A 17615-nucleotide genomic window follows, 5' to 3' on the forward strand; every position below is an offset into this window, starting at 1 on the left:
GCCTGGTCCTCGCAGCACTCCTCGCGGTAGATCTGGAACATCTACTAGCAGGGGGAGCACATGCGTTTAGCAGCAGCGATCGCCGCCACCGCACTGGTGATGAGCGGTCAGGGTGTCGTCGCCTCGGCGGCGGCACCGATCCAGCCGGACCCGTTGCTGTCGTGGTCCGAGAAGCCCGGCCAGGCCGACGCGGGCACGCTCGCGCGGACGGCCAGGTCCCGGGCGCGGATCCTCGCCACGACCACACCCGGCCAGGTCTACGCGGAACGGGAGCCGGCGTCGGCGCGCGGCCGCAACGACGTGCCGGCCTCCGCCGAGGTCACGGGGTTCCGCAGCAGCCCCAACGCGTCGATCACCGGGTCCCTGCTCGCGGACCCGACGCTGGCGGTCCTGCCCGAGTTCGCCGAGCCCAACGACTCGATGGCGACCGCGAGCAACACCGGCGTCGGCGCGCCCGCCCGCCGCGCGATGCGCACGACGGGCAGCATCACCGGCGCCGACCAGGACTTCTACCGCCTGCGCGGCTCGGGCCGCACCCGGATCGCCACGCTCACGCCCGGCAGCGACCTCGACACCGCGCTGGCGGTGTTCGACGCGGCGGGTCAAGAGATCGCGTCCGCCGACAACATCGGCGCGACCTACGACGCGAGCCTGGAGGCCGACCTCACCGCGGGGGCCGAGTACTTCGTGCGCGTGACGGGCGGCCCCGGCGGTGCGTCCGGCACCTACGAGCTGACCATCGCCGCTGGAGAAGGCTTGGGAGACAAGGACTTCTACGCCGTTCAGCTCAGGGCGGGCGACGTGCTCGGCGCGTCCGTCACGGGCTCCGCGCGCAAGCTGGTCGTGCACGACACCGCCGGTCGTGAGGTGCAGGGTTCGCGGCAGGACTTCTCGGTCGCCTACCCGCCGGCCAGCCCGCTTCCCGGCGGTGGCAACGCCGTCGTCGACTTCGTCGCGCCTTCTGCCGGTCGCTACTACCTCGGCGTCGAGGACGGCGAGGGCCGGTACGACGTGACCGTGAAGGCGCTGCGGCCCGGGGTGGAGTCGGCCGGCCCGCAGACCGTGTTCGTGGACTTCAACGGTGCTTTGGTGGACACCGTGCCTTACGGCGGCGACGGCGTGAAGTCGTTGTCCCCCATGGCGAACTTCCTGGCGGCCTGGGGTCTTGGCGCGTCCGACGAGGACGCCGTGATCACGGCCGCGGTCGACACGTTGCGCGAGAACCTGGCGCTGGGCGGGAACGTGCGGATCCGCAACAGCCGCGACCACGCCGACCCGTGGGGGCAGCGGAACGTCAGCCGCCTGGTGATCGGCGGCACGGTCGCCGAGTCCGGTGTGGACACCGTGGCCATCGCGCAGAGCATCGACCCCGGCAACTTCGCGCACGAGGAGACCGCGATGGTGCAGCTCGACCGGCTGAGCGCGCCGGCGGGCCCGTCCGTGTCGCTCAACACCTACATCACGCCGGCGAGCGACAAGACGTACTTCATCGGCCGTGCGCTCGGCAACATCGCGGCGCACGAGCTCGGCCACATGTCCGGTTCGTGGCACCAGCACCAGTTCAACGAGCACGACACGCTGATGGACCAGGGCGGCAACCCGCAGGCGATGTTCGCGGTCGGCGCGGACGGGATCGGCGGCAACGCCGACGACATCGACATGGACTTCGGCGAGGACGTCTTCGTGCCGAACGAGGGCTTCACCGGTGTCGAGGACGCGGCGAACCGCACGCGCTGGGGTTACAGCCGGGGTTACTGAAGGGTTAGTAGGCGCGGCTCGCTGACTCGACGAACGCGCGGGTCAGCGGGTCGTCCTTGATCCACGCGATCACCACGGGGCTCGGCGCCATGTCGGTGAGCGGCACCGTGACGAGCTCGCCGAGGTCGTGCCCGAGCGGGGCGAGACCCACGGAACCGTTCCACAGCACGGACTGCACGCACTCCTGGACGGCCCTGACGGTGGGGCCGGTGCGTGCTTTCCCGCCGTTCCAGTAGTTCTGCCAGATCTCGTCGGTGCCCTCGGGGAACTGGAACCAGTCGCGGCCGTCGAGGTCGGCGGTGGTGATCTCCGCCCTGGTGGCGAGCGGGTCGTCGGCTCTGAGCACCGCGCCGACCGGATCCTCTTTCAGGACAAGGGTTTTCAGGCCCGTCTCGTCGAACGGGCCGCGCGTCAGGGCGACGTCGACGTGGCCCGCGCGCAGGCCGCAGGTCGGGTCGGTCAGGTCTGTTTCACGGACGCGGATCTCGACGTCGGGGTGCGTGCTGCGGAATGCCTCCGCGAGGTGCGGGACGTGGTCGCCGAGCATGCCGACGGTGATCGTCCTCCTGGTGAGCTTGGCGCGGATGCGGTCGGCGTGGTCCAGCAGCGCCCTGGCCTCGTCGAGGAGGGTGTGGCCGGCGGCGGTCAGCGTGACGCCGGCGGGGGAGCGGAGCAGCAGCGTCGTGCCGAGGTCGTGCTCCAGGTGCCTGATCGCGCGGCTCAGCGGCGGCTGGCTCAGGTGGAGCCGTTTCGCGGCCCGTCCGAAGTGGCGTTCCTCGGCGACGGCGACGAAGTAGCGCAGCGTCCGCAGCTCCATGACCAGGCACGATACTCGCTCGGTATCGGGCATGCGATCTTGGTCTTGGACGTGGGGTGCGGTGTGGGGGTTCGGTTGGGGTTATGAACCTTCCTGATCCTGTCGTCCAGCTCTCCGGTGCCGTCGAGGTGGCGTCCGAGGTGCTGGTGGTCCCCAACTCCGGCGCCGGGCTCGTGCCCAACATCGGCGTCATCGGCGGCCGTGAGGCGGTGCTCGTGGTGGACACGGGACTCGGCCTCGTCAACGCCTCCGCCGTGCGCGAGTTCGCCGCCGAGTTCGCTCGCGGGCGTCGCGTGCACCTGACCACGACGCACTTCCACCCGGAGCACGCGTTCGGCGCGTCCGCGTTCTCCGGTGCGTACCTGGTGAACTCGGCGCAGGCGGCTGACCTGCGCCGCAAGGGTTCCGGATACCTGGAGATGTTCCGCGGCTTCGGCGGGCACGTGGCGGAGCGGCTGGCCGACGTGGTGCTGCCGGTGCCGGACGAGGTGTACGACGGCGTGCGCGCGCTGGACCTCGGCGGGCGCACGGTGCTGCTGCGGCCGACCGGGCGCGGCCACACGCTGGGGGACCAGGTGGTCGAGGTGCCCGACGCCGGCGTGCTGTTCACCGGCGACCTGGCCGAGACCGGGCAGTTCGCGATCTTCCCGTGGTTCCCGCCGCACGACACCGACGTGTCCGGGGTGGCGTGGATCGGCGTGCTGGACGCGTTGATCGCCGCTTCGCCGCAGATCGTCGTGCCAGGCCACGGCTCGGTGGGCGACGTGGGGGTACTGCAGGGGGTGCAGACCTACCTCCACGAACTGCGCGACGAGACGTGGCGGCGCAGGGACTCCGCGATGGCCGTGGACGAGATCGAGGCGGAGGTGCGCGAGGTGCTGCTCGCGCGGCACCCGTCGTGGACAGGTCGGGAGTGGATCTCGCCCGGCGTGCGTTGTCTGTGCAGTGACTTCAGTGTGGACTAAAGGTAGTCCTCGCCGAGGCGCGCGCGGATGAGCTTCTTGGGCACGCACAGGGCCCAGGCGCCTTCGACGAGCTCGGTCATCTCCTCGACGTCGAGCTCGGCCATCGAGGCGTGCACCCACTGGAAGCGCATGTCGGACTCGCTGGGGAAGGCGAACTTGACGGGGTCGCTCGCGACGAGCGCCTCCCGTTCCTCGCGCGGGAACCCGAAGCCGAGCACGGTCTCGTCCCGCGACAGCGCCGCGTAGACGATCTGGCCGACACGGAACTTCACGCGGTCGCGGATGAGGTGCTCGGTGGTGCGCGGCAGCGTCTTCGCCACGGCGCGAATGTCGTCCACGGTGACCATCCGCTCATCCTGCCGCATTCGTCGTGTTCACGGAGTTACTTCAGGCAAATTCGGCAAATCCTCCCGAATCGGACAATGGTGATCAAGAACCGTTCGGTTCATCAATCTTCCCGGTCGTTCTTCTCTGTCTCAATTCGAATTTGCGTGGTCAACAAACCTGCCCTGCGCGCCGTTCCCGCCTACCTGTTTCGACGGTGCTGACCTGCATAGAAGCACGTCGGGCCGCTGAATCAGTTCAGTCTCGTCCCGAATGGAACGCGGGGAATATTTCCGGTCAATGAGAGCGCGACCACACTCCACTCCCCATTTCACCCGATCGGGTGAAAAGTGGCGTTATGAACCTTAAGCGGTCCCTTCCGGCGCTTCTTCCGCTCGTGCTCACCGCGACGTTCTTCGCGTCCGGCGCGGCCGAGTCGGCGACGCCGAAGCAGAGTCCCGTCAACGTCACGCCGAACGCGATCCGGTTCGACCCGCACGCGCCGAAGCTCGACGTGTCGTACGGCGAGTCCGCGCTGGAGCTGAAGTACATCCGCAAGGACGCGGACAAGGCCGACGGCTGCACCACCCGCGACCACGAGGAAACAGAAGAGGCCGAGGTAGAGCCCGGCGCCGGCCACGTGACCGTGGCGGGCACCAGATACGACCTGGTCCAGTTCCACTTCCACACGCCGTCCGAGCACCAGTTCGCCGGCCACAACACCCCGCTCGAAATGCACCTCGTCCACCGCAGCGCCGCGGGCAAGCTCCTCGTGGTCGGCGTCCCGCTGGTCGCCGGCGGCCACTCGGTGGTCGACGACGTGCTCGCCAAGCTCTCCGCGGAGTGCGGCGCGCCGGTCGACATCGAGCCGATCAACCTCAACCGCCTGCTCCCCGCGGGCCACCACACCCTGCACTACACGGGCTCGCTCACCACGGCCCCGTTCACCGAGGGCGTCGAGTGGTACCTCACGGGCGAGCAGCACGTGACGGCGGCGAGCATCGCGCGCTTCAAGGGCCTGTTCACCGCAGGCAACGCCCGCGCGACCCAGCCGCTCAACGGCCGCACGTTCGTGGACGTGCCGCGCATCTGAGTCCTGGCGCGAAGGAAGGCCGGTCCCGCTCGGGGGCCGGCCTTCCTTCGTGTCTGGGGGATGGGTGGGGTTAGGGCTGGGGGTTGGGGTGCTGGTGTGGGGCGTGGAGGTACCGGTGGCGAGCGAGGCGGCTGGCGGCGAGGCGGCTGGGCAGAGCGGTGGCGGGGCGGGTGGCGAGGCGGGGCGGGTGGCGGGGTAGGCGCGGCGCGGTGCTGCAGGGCGGCGGGCGAGGTGGTGGGGCGGCGCGGCAGGCGGGGGCGAGGTATGGCGGTGCTGCGGAAGCGGGATGGCGGAGGGCGAGGGCGAGGGCGAGGGCGAGGGCGAGGGCGAAGCAGTTTGGCTGGGCGGAGTGGGGGAGGGAGGGGTGTCGGAAGTCAGGGCGGCCAGGCGGGGCGCGGTGGCGGTGGTGAGGAGGCGGGTGGCGAGGGGAGAGGAGTTAGCGACAAGGCGGGCCGGGTGGCGAGGTAGCCGGGGGCGGGGCTAGGCGGTCCGGGTGGCTAGGTAGGGCGGCGGGCGCGGTAGGTGGGGCGGGTGCTGCGGGGCTTCGACATGGCGGGGCGGCGGGCGAGGTGGGGGCCGACGTGGCGGAGCGGCGACGTGGCGGTGCTGCGAGGGCGTGGTGGCGAGGGCGAGGTGGCTGGGTGGCGAGGTGGCTAGGCGGCGAGGTGGCGTGGTGGGGGTGGCGAGGTAGCTGGGTGGCGGGGTGGCTGGGCGGCGCAGCAGGTGTGGCAGTGCTGCGGGGCGGGGTGGCCGAGGGCGATCCTGGCCGGTCGTGCGCGAAAGAAGGGCTGGTCGCCGCCACCCCTCGTCGCCCGTTCGCCCGCATCGCCCCTCCTGCTCGTCCCGCCCCGTCCGCCCCTCCTCTCGCCTCCTCGCCTCCTAGGCAGGTGACGCGCTTCACCGATTCAGGAGTCGCGTGCAATTGCCCGCGCGTGCAACTATTGTTGGCGCTGGCAACCTACGACTTCAAGGATTGTGTGACATGCCTGTCGCTCTGCTCGCCCTCGCGATCAGCGCCTTCGCCATCGGCACCACCGAGTTCGTGATCATGGGCCTGCTGCCGGAGGTGGCGGCCGACCTCGGCGTGACCATTCCCAGTGCGGGGCTGTTGATCTCCGGTTATGCGCTCGGGGTGGTGGTTGGGGCGCCGCTGCTGACCGTTCTCGGTGGGCGGTTGCCCCGCAAGAAGATGCTCATGGGGCTGATGGTCCTGTTCATCGCGGGCAACCTGGTGTCGGCGTTGGCCGGTAGCTACGGCGTGTTGATGAGTGGGCGGGTTGTGGCGGCGTTGGCGCACGGGGCGTTCTTCGGCGTTGGGTCGGTGGTGGCCGCTGACCTTGTCGCGCCGCAGCGGAAGGCCAGTGCGATCGCGTTGATGTTCACCGGGTTGACGGTGGCGAACGTGCTGGGTGTGCCGATGGGGACGGCGTTGGGGCAGGCGTTCGGGTGGCGGTCCACGTTCTGGGCGGTCACGGTGCTCGGGGTGGTGGGGTTGCTGGGGGTGTTGTTCCTGGTGCCTCGGCAGAAGGCCGGCCAGAACGAGCTGCGGAGCGAGCTCGCGGTGTTCCGGAACCCGCAGGTGTGGTTGGCGTTGGCGATGACCGCGTTCGGGTTCGCGGGGGTGTTCGCCTCGTTCACCTACATCGCGCCGATGATGACCGAGGTGGCCGGGTTCGCTGCTGGTTCGGTGACGTGGTTGCTGGTGTTGTTCGGGGTCGGGCTGTTCGCGGGGAACCTGCTCGGTGGCAAGGCGGCGGATCGCAGCGTCATGAAGAGCGTCATCGTCATCCTCGCCACCTTGGCCTTGGTGTTGACGGCGTTCGTGTTCACGGCTCAGTCGCCGGTCCTCGCGGCCATCACGATCGTGGTGTTCGGGGCGGCCGGGTTCGCGACGGTGCCGCCGTTGTAGATGCGCGTCATGCAGACGGCCGAGGGGGCGCCGGCGCTGGCCAGTGCGGCGAACATCGCGGCGTTCAACCTCGGCAACGCCGGCGGGGCGTGGCTCGGCGGGCTCGCCATCGAACGGGGGCTCGGGTACACGGCGCCCAACTGGATCGGGGCGTTGCTGGCCGCGGTCGGACTGGTCATCGCGGCCGGGTCGGTATTCCTGGAGCGGCGTGTGAGCATTCGCACTGCTCACGGGCCTTCTGAAGCGCGTCAGAACGACCGTACGATCGGTGCAGCCACTCACTAGCCAGGGGATGCCTTGAACACCACGCGCGCCATGACCGCGCTCGCTCTCGGCGGGTTCGGCATCGGGACGACCGAGTTCGCGACGATGGGGTTGCTGCCGCAGATCGCGGAGACGTTCGGCATTCCCGACTACGAGGCCGGTCACGCCATCAGCCTGTACGCCGCCGGCGTGGTGGTGGGTGCGCCGTTGATCGCGGTGCTCGGGGCCAAGCTGCCGCGCAAGGGCATGCTCATCGGGCTCATGCTGGCCGTGGCGCTGGGCAACGGGCTGTCGGTCATCGCCCAGGACAAGACACTTCTGCTCGTGTCGCGGTTTGTGGCTGGGTTGCCGCACGGCGCGTTCTTCGGCATCGCGGCGGTTGTCGCCGCCACGCTCGTTGCTCCCGAACGGCGCGGAACGGCCGTTGCGCGCGTGATGGTCGGTCTGACCGTGGCGAACCTTGTGGGCGTGCCGTTGGCAACGGCGGCGGGGCAGCAGATTGGCTGGCGCACGGCGTACATGGCGGTCGCGGTGATCGCGGTCATCACGGCGTTGGCCATCGCGGCGTGGGTGCCGCGGGTGCCCAAGGTCGAGGGTGCGTCGATGAAGGGCGAGGTCCGCGCGTTCGGACGGCCCACGGTGTGGTTCGCGATCTTCACCGGCATGATCGGCTTCGGCGGCATGTTCGCCGTCTACTCGTACGTCGCGCCGCTCACGACCGAGGTCGCCGGGCTGTCGGCGAGCGCGGTGCCGTGGATCCTCGCGGTGTTCGGGCTCGGCATGACGCTCGGCGCGGCCTTCGGCGGGCGGTTCGTGGACCGGTCGGTGACGGGCTCGGTGTTCGGCGGGCTGATCGCGGTCACCGCGATCCTCGTGCTGTTCGGGCTGCTCGCCGCGGTCCCGGTGTTCCTGTTCGTCTTCCTGTTCCTGCTGGGCTTCACCGTGCAGATCCTCGCGGCGGCCCTGCAGATCAAGCTGATGGACGCCTCGCCGGACGCGCCGTCGCTCGCGGCCTCGTCCAACCACTCGTCGCTCAACGTCGCGAACGGCGCGGGCGCGTGGCTCGGCGGTCTCGCCATCGCGGCGGGCTGGGGCTACACCTCCACGGCGTGGGTCGGCGTGGGCCTGTCGGTCGCGGGCCTCGCGATCGCGAGCGCCGCGCTGCTCTACGAACGGCGCTCCCTGACGCGTGCCACCACGAACCAGGCGACGCTGATCGCCAGCACCACGAGCACGCCGGTCGAGACCCAGCCCAGGTAGCGGTCGACCAGCTCGTAGTTGTCGCCGAGCGCGTACCCGGCGAGGATCAGCGCGGTGTTCCAGACGAGGCTGCCCGCCGCGGTGTAGAGCGTGAACTTCACGATCGGCATCCCGGACACCCCGGCGGGGATGGAGATCAGGCTCCGCACCACCGGCACCATCCGCCCGACGAACACGGCTTTGGTGCCGTGCTCGTCGAACCAGGCGTCGGCCTTGTCCACATCGGACGCCGAGGTGAACGGGATCCGGTCCGCGAGCCGCCGCAGCCTCTCCAGCCCGAGCCACGCGCCCAGCCCGTAGAGCACCAGCGCGCCGACGACCGAGCCCGCTGTCGTCCACAGGATCGCGGCGACCAGCGAGATCTTGCCCTGGCCCGCGGCGAACCCGGCCAGCGGCAGGATCACCTCGCTCGGCACGGGCGGGAACACGTTCTCCAGCGCGACCGCGAGGCCCGCGCCCGGCGAGCCCAGCGCCTCCATCAGACGGGTGATCCACTCCATACCTGTCGAATTACCCGTTTCGTCCCGGACCTCAACCCTCGGGTGGAGACGGATCTCCACCCTGGCTACAGTCCTGGGTCCACGCGCTGACCTGCGGAAATTCCTAACGTTGCCAGCATGAACGCAACCGCAGAGATCGTCCTCATCGCCGCCGCGATCATCTACGTGATGGCCCGCAGGCTGATGGGAGAACCCGCCGTCGGCAAGCGCCTGCTGCTGCTCCCCGTGATCCTCGGCGTCATCGGCCTGACCCAGACGACGCCGAACGGCCTGGGGTTCCTGCTGGTCAGCGTCGTGCTCAGCGTCGCGTTCGGACTGCTGCGCGGACTCACGATCCGCACCTACGAGCAGAACGGCATCGTGATGCTCCGCTACACCGCCACGACGGTCGTGCTCTGGGTGGCGAGCATCGCCGCGCGGTTCGCCGTCGGGTTCGCGCTGGCCCCGAGCGGTGCGCAGAGCAACGGCCTGATGCTCGTCGTCGGCGCCGGGCTGCTGGCCGAGGGCCTGGTCGTGATGTCGAAGGCCGTGCGGGTGGGTGGCCAGGTCGTGTGGGCGAAGGGGCGCAACGGCGAACCGCACCGCACGTCGGCGTTCCTCGACTCCTGGCAGGAGAAGCTCCGCGAGACCCGGCATGATTCGACCCGATGAAGCTCCCCGACGAGATGTTCCGGCCGCTGGTCACGCTGGTGATCGCCGTGATCACGGTGATCCAGCTGGTGACCCGTCCGCCGTCGCTGCTCGCGCTGACCTGGACCGTGACCGCCGTGGTGATCGCCGCGGCGGTCACGGCCGTGTTCGCGCTCGACCAGCTCCCCGACCGCGGCCAGATCGCGGTCATCGGCGTGTACGTGCTGTTCAGCGCCCCCTTGTTCGCGCTGGCGCCGTCGACGGCCGGGGTCGCGTTCGTCTTCCTCGCCACCAGCACGGCCGGCCGGCAGCTCGAGTCGCGGCACGTCTCGGTCGGGCTGGCCGTCGCCGGATCGGCGCTCGCGATGGTCTCGACCTGGGTGGCGGAAGCGCTGGGGGCGGCGGAGATCCCGCCGTGGTGGCTCGGCCTCACCGCCGGCCTTCCCGTGTACTTCGGCCTGGTCCGCCGCGAACGCGTCGCCGCCCAGGCCGCCGCCGAGTACACGGCGGTGCTCGAGGAACGCGGCCGCATCGCGCGCGAGATCCACGACGTCGTCGGGCACTCGCTGTCGGGCATCGCCGTGCAGCTCGACATGGCCGACGCACTGCACGGCGCGGGCAAGTCCATGGAGGCCAACGAAGCCGTGTTGCGCGCACGGGCGTTGGCGGTGTCGGGCCTGAAGGAGACACGACGGGCCGTGCACGCGCTACGAGAGAGCACGCTGCCCCTGACGGAATCGGTCGCACGGCTCGCGGAGACCCATGGTGCTGCCTTCCGGAGCACGGGGGAGGGGCCGGTGGGCGTGGAAATCGCGCAGACGGTGATCCGGGCGGCACAGGAGGCGTTGACGAACGCCCACAAGCACGCACCAGGGGCAGCGGTGGAGGTGAGGTTGGAGTACACGCCGGGGGTGGTGAGATTGACGGTGGCTGACAACGGTGGGGCAAGCCGGGTGATGGGGGCGGCCGACGGGCAGGAGCGGGCGGCGGCCGGTGGAATGGGCCTCGTTGGCATGCGGGAGCGGGCGGAACTCCTGGGCGGCAAGCTCTTCGCCGGGCCGGAAGGTCCGGGATGGACGGTCAGGGTGGAGCTGCCCCGATGATCAGGCTGTTGATCGTGGACGACCAGGCCGCCGTGCGCGACGGTCTCGCCGTCATGCTCGACCTCGACCCGGACATCACCGTCGTCGGCACCGCGCCCAACGGCCAGGAAGCCTTGGCCGCGGTCCAAGACTTCACCCCCGAAGTCGTGCTGATGGACCTCAACATGCCCGTCATGGGCGGCGCCGAGGCCACCAGAAACCTGCGGCGGTCACACCCGGAGCTGCCGGTCGTGGTGCTGACGACGTTCGACGACGACGAGTCAATCTTGGAGGCGCTCCAAGCCGGCGCACGCGGGTACCTGACGAAGGACGCCGATCGAAAGACGATCATCCAGGCGGTCAGGGGCGCCCACGCCGGGAACGCGATCCTCGACCCGGCGGTCCAGCTGCGCCTGCTCGACCTCGCGAGCCGCACCTCCACCACCGATCCCGGCTTCGACCTCACGACCCGTGAACGCGAGGTGCTCGACCTCATCGGCCAGGGCCTGCGCAACGGGGAGATCGCCAGGAAGCTCTTCATCAGCGAGGCGACGGTGAAGACGCACATCAACAACCTGTTCGCGAAGGCCGGGCTGCACTCGCGGGCGGACGCGGTCAGGCTCGCCCTCAAGCTCCGATGACTGCGGTCATCCGCAGGCATCTTGCCTGACAATCGTTGACAATCCTGGCGGAGACCTCCTACCTTCGGTGGTGCCGCCAGGAAGGAAGCACGATGAGAATCGCACTGACGGCTGCCGCGCTGATGCTGGTCACCGTCACTCCCGCGAGCGCGGCGCCCGCGTGGAGCCCCAACCCCGCGACCGACGGCCTCAAGGCGTTCGAAGGCATCGAGGTCGACCGCGGCAACAAGTTCCCCGACCGCAAGGGCAAGTACATCGTCGTCCAGGGCGACGCCTACCGGTTCAACATCTGGAAGAACGACCGCGACACCACCGGCGGCGGCGACCGCCAGCGCACCGAGTCCAAGGGCATGGTGTCCGGTGGCAACGCGCTGAAGATGAAGAACGGCGAGACGTGGGTCATCTCGTACGAGATGTACATGCCGTCATCGCTGCACGGCACGAGCAAGTTCACGCACATCTTCCAGACCAAGACGCCCAAGACCAACGGCGGCCCGTGGACGACGTTGTCCCTGAGCCGCAGCGGTAACACCGAAACGATCCGAGCGCGCGCGTTCAGCACGGACGGCGCACCGGACATCGCCGCCACGAACCTGGCCCCACTGCGCGACAAGTGGGTCACGGTCGAATGGACCATCACGCCCGGTTCCAGCGGCACGGTCGGTTTCGTGCTCCGCAACGGCGCGGGTGCCAACGCGCCGATCGCGGTGCAGGGCAAGCGAAGTGGCGTGAAGATCCCGGACGAGGGTGACTACGTGCGGCCGAAGTGGGGCATCTACCGCTCGGTCGAGAGCGCTTCCTCGGACATCCTCGACACGTACATCAACTTCCGGAACTACTCGGCGACCAAGAAGTAGGACGCCAAGAAGTAGGAACCAGCCGGGTGGCCCGCCCATCGCGACCAGGTCTACCGTGGAACGCCTTCACTTCTGGAGGTCGACGGTGCGAGGCGCGATCGCGGCGGGCCACCCGCTCACCGCACAGGCGGGCGCGGCGATGCTGCGCGCCGGAGGCAACGCGGTGGACGCGGCCGTGGCGGCGATGCTCACGTCCTGCGTCACCGAGCCACTGCTCACCGGGCTCGGCTCGGCCGGGTACATGATGATCGCCCCGGCGGGCGGAACCCCTGTGCTGCTGGACTTCTCGGCCGTCGCGCCGGGCCGCGGCAAGCAGGGCCCGAGGGCACCGCTCGACCCCATCACCGTCCACTTCGGTGACGCCGAGCAGGAGTTCCACGTGGGACCGTCGTCGGTCGCCGCCTACGGAATGCCCGCCGGTGCAGCGAGAGCCGCCGCGTACGGCCGTGCGCCGCTGCACGAACTCGTGGCCACGGCGGCGATGCACGCCCGTGAGGGTCATCGGGTCAACCGGTACCAGGCGTACGTCACGGCGTTGCTGCTGCCACTCGCGCGCGGCGCGGGCCTCACCGCGTTCGAAGAGGGTGACCTGCTCGTCCAGCACGAACTCGCCGAAGCCCTCGACCGGCTCGGCAGCGACGGCGCCGCCCCGTTCTACGACGGCGACATCGCGACCGCGATCACCGACTGGATCCAGAGCCACGGTGGCGACCTCACGCGCGAAGATCTCAAGGCGTACGAAGCCGTCGAACGCGAACCGCTGCACGTCACGCATCGCGGCCGTGACATCCACACGAACCCACCACCCGCCGCGGGTGGTGCGTTGCTCACGCAGATGCTCGAAGCGCTGCCGGACAACCCGTCCCAGCAGGACCTGATCCGCGCGCTCGCCACCCCGAAGACGCACCTGAACCGCCTCGGCTCCACCACGCACATCTCCGTGCTCGACGCGGACGGCACGGCGTGCAGCGTCACCACCACCAACGGCGCGGGCTCCGGCATCTCGATCGCGGGCGTGCACCTCAACAACATGATGGGCGAGGAGGACCTGTCACCGGACGGGTTCTTCAGCCACGCGCCGGGCGACCGGCTGCCGTCGATGATGGCGCCGACCGTCGTCCTGCGAGACGGCGAACCGGAGCTCGTGCTCGGCAGTGCCGGGTCGAGCCGGATCTGCGGCGCGATCCTGCAGGTGCTCGTGAACGTCCTCGACCGCGGCATGCCCGCCCAGGACGCCGTCGACGCGCCCCGCCTGCACCTGTCGGGAGACCACCTCCACGTCGAACCGGGAATTCGGCCGGAAACCGAGCTGCCGGTCACCCGGTTCCGCGCGCCGAACATGTTCTTCGGCGGCTGCCAGGTGGTCGAAATGACCGGATCGGGCCAGCTCAGGGGTGGTGCGGATCACCGTCGCGACGGTGCGATCGTCATCGTGTGAGACTTTGACCGCATCATGGGATATGTAGTTTCCTGATTGACCGCTCAACGAGCACGATGACGGGGTGACAACACTCAGCGAGAGAAGATCCTCGCCGTTCTTGTCCCGCACGTTCCTCCAACTCTCCGGCATCAGCGTCGTGTCGGGCGTCTCGATGGCGTTCGCGCTGCCGTTCGGCTCGCTGTTCCTGACGAGCGAGATCAAGGTCTCGCCGTTCCAGCTCGGGTTCTTCCTGATCGTCAGCCCGATCGCGCAGGTGGTCGCGAGCACGATCATGGGGAAGCTGTCGGACGGCCGGGTGCAGCGGCGGTACCTGCTCGCGGTGGGCGGTCTCGCCGGCGCGATCGGCTACGGCCTGTTCGCCGTGCTGCGCGACTACTGGTACCTGCTCGGCGCGTCCGTGGTGTTCATCGCGATCACGGGTTCGCTGCTGCCGCAGCTCTTCGCTTACGGCCGGCAGGTCTCCCAGGGGCCGTCGATGGTGGTCAGCGTGCTGCGGACGCTGCTGTCGGTCGCGTGGGTCGCCGGACCGCCGGTGGCCGCGTTGCTCGTCGCGCAGACCGGCTGGGTCGGGCTCTTCGGCGCGACCGCGGTCCTGCAGCTCGGCGTCGCCGTCCTCGCGCTCACCCTGCCGATCCCGCCCGCGCGGGCGGAAGAACCCGCCGAGCAGGAAGAAGCGGCCGGTCCGGCGCGCAACAACATGATGGTCGTGTCCGCGGCCTTCCTGTTCCTGCAGGGGGCCGTGGCGCTCGCGGTGAGCGGCCTGCCGTTGTTCATCACGACCGAGCTGCGGGGCTCCGCCGGGGACGCCGGGCTCGCGATGGGGCTGTGCGCGGCGCTGGAGATCCCGATGATGCTGTGGTTCGGCTCGCTCGCGAACCGCATGTCGCAGCACAAGCTCGTGCTCATCGGTGCCGTGATCGCGTTGGGCTACCACGGGTTGATGGTGTTCACCGGTTCCGTGTGGCAGGTGATGGCCGCGCAGCTGCTGCACGCCACCGTCATCTCGTTGATCATGGGTGTCGGCATCACGTACTTCCAGAGCCTCGACCCGTTGCGGCCCGGCCACGCCACGACGATGTTCAGCAACACCCAGATCGTCGGTGGCATGGTCGCGGGCGCGTTGCTCGGCGTGTCCCAGCAGCTGGGGTTCCGCTGGGTCTACGGGTTCAGCCTCGCGATGAGCGTGTGCGGTCTCGCGTTGCTGCTCGTCGCGGGCTCACTGAATCGTCGAGCCGGTGACCTTCGGCTTCTCGCTCGCGCCTAGGTAGAAGATCCCCTTGATCGTCTCGAAGCCGAGGCTGGGGTTGCGGCGCAGCGTGGAGCCCTCGACCGACATCGAGCCGGACTTGTCGTTGCTGACGAAGAACACCGCGCCGCCGCCCTCGTTGGCGGTGTTGTCCTCGATCAACGACCCGGCGACGCGCAGCGTGAACGTGTTGCCGTCGTTGTAGATCGCGCCACCGCTGCCGCCGCCCGGCGTGCCCCCGCGCGCCGGGTTGGCGCCGCGGCCGATGGCCTTGTTGCCGCGCATCAGGCTGTTGAGCACCACGAACGACGCGCCGATGCTGCTCAGCGCCCCGCCGTTGGAGCACACCCCGCCCTCGAACGTGCTGCTGGTGACGTAGATCGGCGCCTTCTGCGCCCAGTCGGTCACCCGGATCGCGGCACCGCCGAGGTCGGGGCCGTTGGTGTCGCACTTGTTGCCGGCGAAGCGGGAGTTCACGACCTTGAGCTGGCCGCCGAGCACGAAGATCGCGCCGCCGCCCCCGCCCTCGGTCTGGTCGCCGGTCGAGTTGCCGTCGGCGAGCGTGATGTTCTGGACGACGAGCCGCGGCCCGTTCTGCTCGATGATCCGGCGCTGGCCCTGGCCGCTCAGCGTGACCAGGCCGCCGCCGTCGAGCACGGTCCGCTGCCGCACCTTCGCGGTCGCGGCCATCGGGATGGTGTGCGGCTGCGCGCCGCAGTTGAAGGTGACGACGCCACCGGCGCCGAGCGCGTCGGTCACGGCCTGCGAGGTGCATGACGCGGGCGTCCCCGTGCCGATCACGCGGGTGGGCTTGGAGGTGTCCTCGGCGGCGGCTTCCGGTGGTACGGCGACGGTGCCGTTCGGGTTGCCGAACTTCGCGACGGGAGGAGGCGGGGGCGGAGGCTGCGCGGGCGGGGGAGCGGCGCTGCTGCTCGACGCGGGGGTCGTGGTCACGACGGTGACGGTCTGCGTCGTCGACGTGGTCGGTAACTGCGGTGCTGCGACGGGGGAACCGGGGATCGCCGTGCCGCAACCCGCCACGAGGGCGGCAAGCAGCACGACGGCCTGTCTACCTGAGGGCATGGCGGGCACCCTAAACGGGCTGGGGAAGGTTGGCTACCACCGTCTTGGCCAGCATGATCGCTCCAGAGCACAGAGTTGAAGAGTCCTTCACGTCCTTGTCCGCCAGCACGACCACGACCACCTCGTACCTGTCGTCCTTCAACGCCTTGTGCTGCAACGAGACCTCGCACGCGCCGTCCTCGGGTTCGGCACGGGCGGGCCTGCCGACGTCCACCGGGTCGCCGTCGTCGGGTTCGAACGGGCCTTGGCGGCTGAACTCGATGGCGATCTGGCGCTGCTGGTAGTCCCAGCCGCAGCCCCAGCTGCCGAGCTCGTTCCACGGGTACGGGATCGCCTCGGACCGCAGCTGGGCGCGGATGTCGCCCTTGTCCAGCAACGCGCAGGCGTTCGCGGAGGCGAGGGAGTCCTGCGGCCACGGGTGCTCCCGGCGCGGGATCTGGTCGCCGGCGAGGACCTTGCGCGCGTGCCCGCCCGCCGCGTCGGCGATCTCGCACAACGGCCGCTGCGACGTGCCGCCGGTCTTCACGTCGATCTGCAGGACGTTGCCGTCCACCAGCACGGCCGTTTTCGTGCAGATGTCGGGCGTGTCGGCCTTCTTCTCGAGCTGGCCCAGTTCGCCGTTGGGTTCCTCGGCGCCGTACTGCACGAACTGCTTGACGAAGTACTCCACCACCACACCGTCATCGCCCTTGTCGTCGAACGACAACCAGGTCGCACAGCCGTTGAACCAGTACGACTTCTCATCGGCCGTGTCGGCCTTGCGCGCGCCGAACCGCTGATAGTCGTCCACGGACGCGGCGAGCTCGCAGACGTCCATCGTCGCCGGGTCACCTACGGTGCCGGCGGCGGGCCGTTGCCAGAGGTAGACGCCACCCGCCGCGACGACCAGCGCGAGAGCCGCCGCGCCGAGCACGAGAGGCCGTCGGCGGCGGGGCTTGACGCCCTCCAGCAAGGCCCGGACGTTCTCGGCGGCCGGACGCTCCGCGGGGTCGCGTCGCAGCAGCTGGGCCAGCAGGTCGCCGAACGGGCCCGCGTGGCGCGCGGGCGTGATGTCGTAGGCCTTGGCGCGGCGGAGCTGTTCGGCGGATCCGGCGTCCGGGGACCCCCACGGCGAGGTGCCTTCGACGGCGGCGAAGAGCGTGGCTCCCAGCGCGAAGACGTCGGCGGCGGGCCGTGCCTCGTGGCCGTCCGCGACCTCCGGGGCGAGGTAGGCGGGCGTGCCGGCCACGTCGCCGCCGCCGACCAGGGTCGCTTCGGCCCAGCGCGAGATGCCGAAGTCGCTGAGCTTCGCGACGTCGTGCGCGGCCACCAGCACGTTGCCGGGCTTGACGTCGCGGTGGACCATTCCCTTGGCGTGCATCGCGGTCAAGGCGTCCGCGAGCTGCGCGCCGATCCGCGCGGCCCGTTCGGGCGTGACCGGGCCGTCCGTCTCGATGATCTCCGCGAGCGTGCGGGACGGCAGGTGCTCCAGCACCAGCCACTGCTCGGCGCCGTCGCGCACGGTGCCGAGGGTCGCGATCACGTTCGGGTGGCTCAGCTCGGCGCCGATGCGCGCCTCCCGGGCGGCGTCGCCGGTGCGTTTCAGCGCGACCGTCTCACCGAGCTCCAGATCGGTCGCCCGCCAGACCTCACCCATGCCTCCCGTGCCGAGATGCTGCTCCAGCCGGTACCGGTCCGCGATCGTGCGCCCCACCACGAACCCGGATCTTAGGGACGGGTCCCCGGGGAATGGAGGCAGACTGCTC

General features: G+C 70.0%; 15 protein-coding genes and 1 pseudogene. 11 read left to right on the top strand and 5 right to left on the bottom strand.

What is annotated here, in order from left to right:
* Positions 1–60: 60 nt before the first annotated feature.
* Positions 61–1758, top strand: a complete 1698-nt coding sequence (locus ACQEU1_RS43330; protein WP_433216106.1) for a hypothetical protein — start codon at positions 61–63, stop codon at positions 1756–1758.
* A 4-nt stretch (positions 1759–1762) separates the two neighbouring features.
* Here ACQEU1_RS43330 and ACQEU1_RS43335 read toward each other — a convergent pair whose 3' ends face one another.
* The gene (locus tag ACQEU1_RS43335; protein ID WP_433216109.1) at positions 1763–2575 is read right to left on the bottom strand and encodes a LysR family transcriptional regulator; all 813 of its coding nucleotides are present in this window, start codon (positions 2573–2575) and stop codon (positions 1763–1765) included.
* 83 nt (positions 2576–2658) lie between these two features.
* Between ACQEU1_RS43335 and ACQEU1_RS43340 the strand changes: the two genes are divergently transcribed.
* Positions 2659–3540 (top strand): MBL fold metallo-hydrolase, encoded by an 882-nt coding sequence (locus ACQEU1_RS43340; protein ID WP_433216112.1) that lies wholly within the window; start codon positions 2659–2661, stop codon positions 3538–3540.
* Here ACQEU1_RS43340 and ACQEU1_RS43345 read toward each other — a convergent pair.
* Positions 3537–3887: an MmcQ/YjbR family DNA-binding protein gene (locus ACQEU1_RS43345; protein WP_433216115.1), complete on the bottom strand. Its 351-nt coding sequence runs from the start codon at positions 3885–3887 to the stop codon at positions 3537–3539. The two genes, ACQEU1_RS43340 and ACQEU1_RS43345, sit on opposite strands and share 4 nt — an antisense overlap.
* 335 nt (positions 3888–4222) lie before the next feature.
* Between ACQEU1_RS43345 and ACQEU1_RS43350 the strand changes: the two genes are divergently transcribed.
* The 3 genes and pseudogenes from ACQEU1_RS43350 to ACQEU1_RS43360 all read left to right on the top strand — a co-directional run bounded on the left by ACQEU1_RS43350 (position 4223) and on the right by ACQEU1_RS43360 (position 8390).
* Positions 4223–4957 carry a carbonic anhydrase family protein gene (locus ACQEU1_RS43350; RefSeq protein ID WP_433216118.1) on the top strand — a complete coding sequence of 245 codons (735 nt, stop codon included), beginning with the start codon at positions 4223–4225 and terminating at the stop codon, positions 4955–4957.
* Between the two features lie 982 nt (positions 4958–5939).
* A pseudogene (locus ACQEU1_RS43355) lies at positions 5940–7151 on the top strand (MFS transporter).
* A gap of 30 nt (positions 7152–7181) precedes the next feature.
* Positions 7182–8390: an MFS transporter gene (locus ACQEU1_RS43360; protein WP_433216121.1), complete on the top strand. Its 1209-nt coding sequence runs from the start codon at positions 7182–7184 to the stop codon at positions 8388–8390.
* On the opposite strand, the gene ACQEU1_RS43365 is transcribed toward ACQEU1_RS43360, so the two are convergent.
* A complete protein-coding gene (locus ACQEU1_RS43365) occupies positions 8297–8890 on the bottom strand; it encodes a DedA family protein (protein WP_433216124.1) in 594 nt (197 codons plus the stop codon). The two genes, ACQEU1_RS43360 and ACQEU1_RS43365, sit on opposite strands and share 94 nt — an antisense overlap.
* Before the next feature lie 117 nt (positions 8891–9007).
* Between ACQEU1_RS43365 and ACQEU1_RS43370 the strand changes: the two genes are divergently transcribed.
* The 6 genes from ACQEU1_RS43370 to ACQEU1_RS43395 all read left to right on the top strand — a co-directional run bounded on the left by ACQEU1_RS43370 (position 9008) and on the right by ACQEU1_RS43395 (position 14805).
* Positions 9008–9541 (top strand): DUF1453 domain-containing protein, encoded by a 534-nt coding sequence (locus ACQEU1_RS43370; RefSeq protein ID WP_433216127.1) that lies wholly within the window; start codon positions 9008–9010, stop codon positions 9539–9541.
* A complete protein-coding gene (locus ACQEU1_RS43375) occupies positions 9538–10623 on the top strand; it encodes a sensor histidine kinase (protein ID WP_433216130.1) in 1086 nt (361 codons plus the stop codon). The genes ACQEU1_RS43370 and ACQEU1_RS43375 overlap by 4 nt, the downstream gene beginning before the upstream one ends.
* Positions 10620–11243, top strand: coding sequence for a response regulator (locus ACQEU1_RS43380; RefSeq protein ID WP_433216133.1), 624 nt, complete (start codon positions 10620–10622; stop codon positions 11241–11243). Before ACQEU1_RS43375 ends, ACQEU1_RS43380 begins: the two co-directional genes overlap by 4 nt.
* A 92-nt stretch (positions 11244–11335) precedes the next feature.
* Positions 11336–12100 (top strand): hypothetical protein, encoded by a 765-nt coding sequence (locus ACQEU1_RS43385; RefSeq protein WP_433216135.1) that lies wholly within the window; start codon positions 11336–11338, stop codon positions 12098–12100.
* A gap of 85 nt (positions 12101–12185) precedes the next feature.
* Positions 12186–13538 (top strand): gamma-glutamyltransferase, encoded by a 1353-nt coding sequence (locus ACQEU1_RS43390; RefSeq protein WP_433216138.1) that lies wholly within the window; start codon positions 12186–12188, stop codon positions 13536–13538.
* Between the two features lie 64 nt (positions 13539–13602).
* Complete coding sequence (locus ACQEU1_RS43395; RefSeq protein WP_433216141.1) at positions 13603–14805, top strand: sugar efflux transporter; 1203 nt, start codon at positions 13603–13605, stop codon at positions 14803–14805.
* Here ACQEU1_RS43395 and ACQEU1_RS43400 read toward each other — a convergent pair.
* Both ACQEU1_RS43400 and ACQEU1_RS43405 read right to left on the bottom strand, forming a co-directional pair.
* Complete coding sequence (locus ACQEU1_RS43400; protein ID WP_433216143.1) at positions 14758–15870, bottom strand: hypothetical protein; 1113 nt, start codon at positions 15868–15870, stop codon at positions 14758–14760. The genes ACQEU1_RS43395 and ACQEU1_RS43400 overlap by 48 nt on opposite strands.
* Before the next feature lie 10 nt (positions 15871–15880).
* On the bottom strand, positions 15881–17566 hold the full coding sequence (locus ACQEU1_RS43405; protein ID WP_433216146.1) for a serine/threonine-protein kinase: 1686 nt from the start codon (positions 17564–17566) through the stop codon (positions 15881–15883).
* Between the last annotated feature and the right edge of the window lie 49 nt (positions 17567–17615).

Source organism: Lentzea sp. CA-135723 (genome assembly GCF_050936595.1).
Lineage (GTDB): Bacteria > Actinomycetota > Actinomycetes > Mycobacteriales > Pseudonocardiaceae > Lentzea.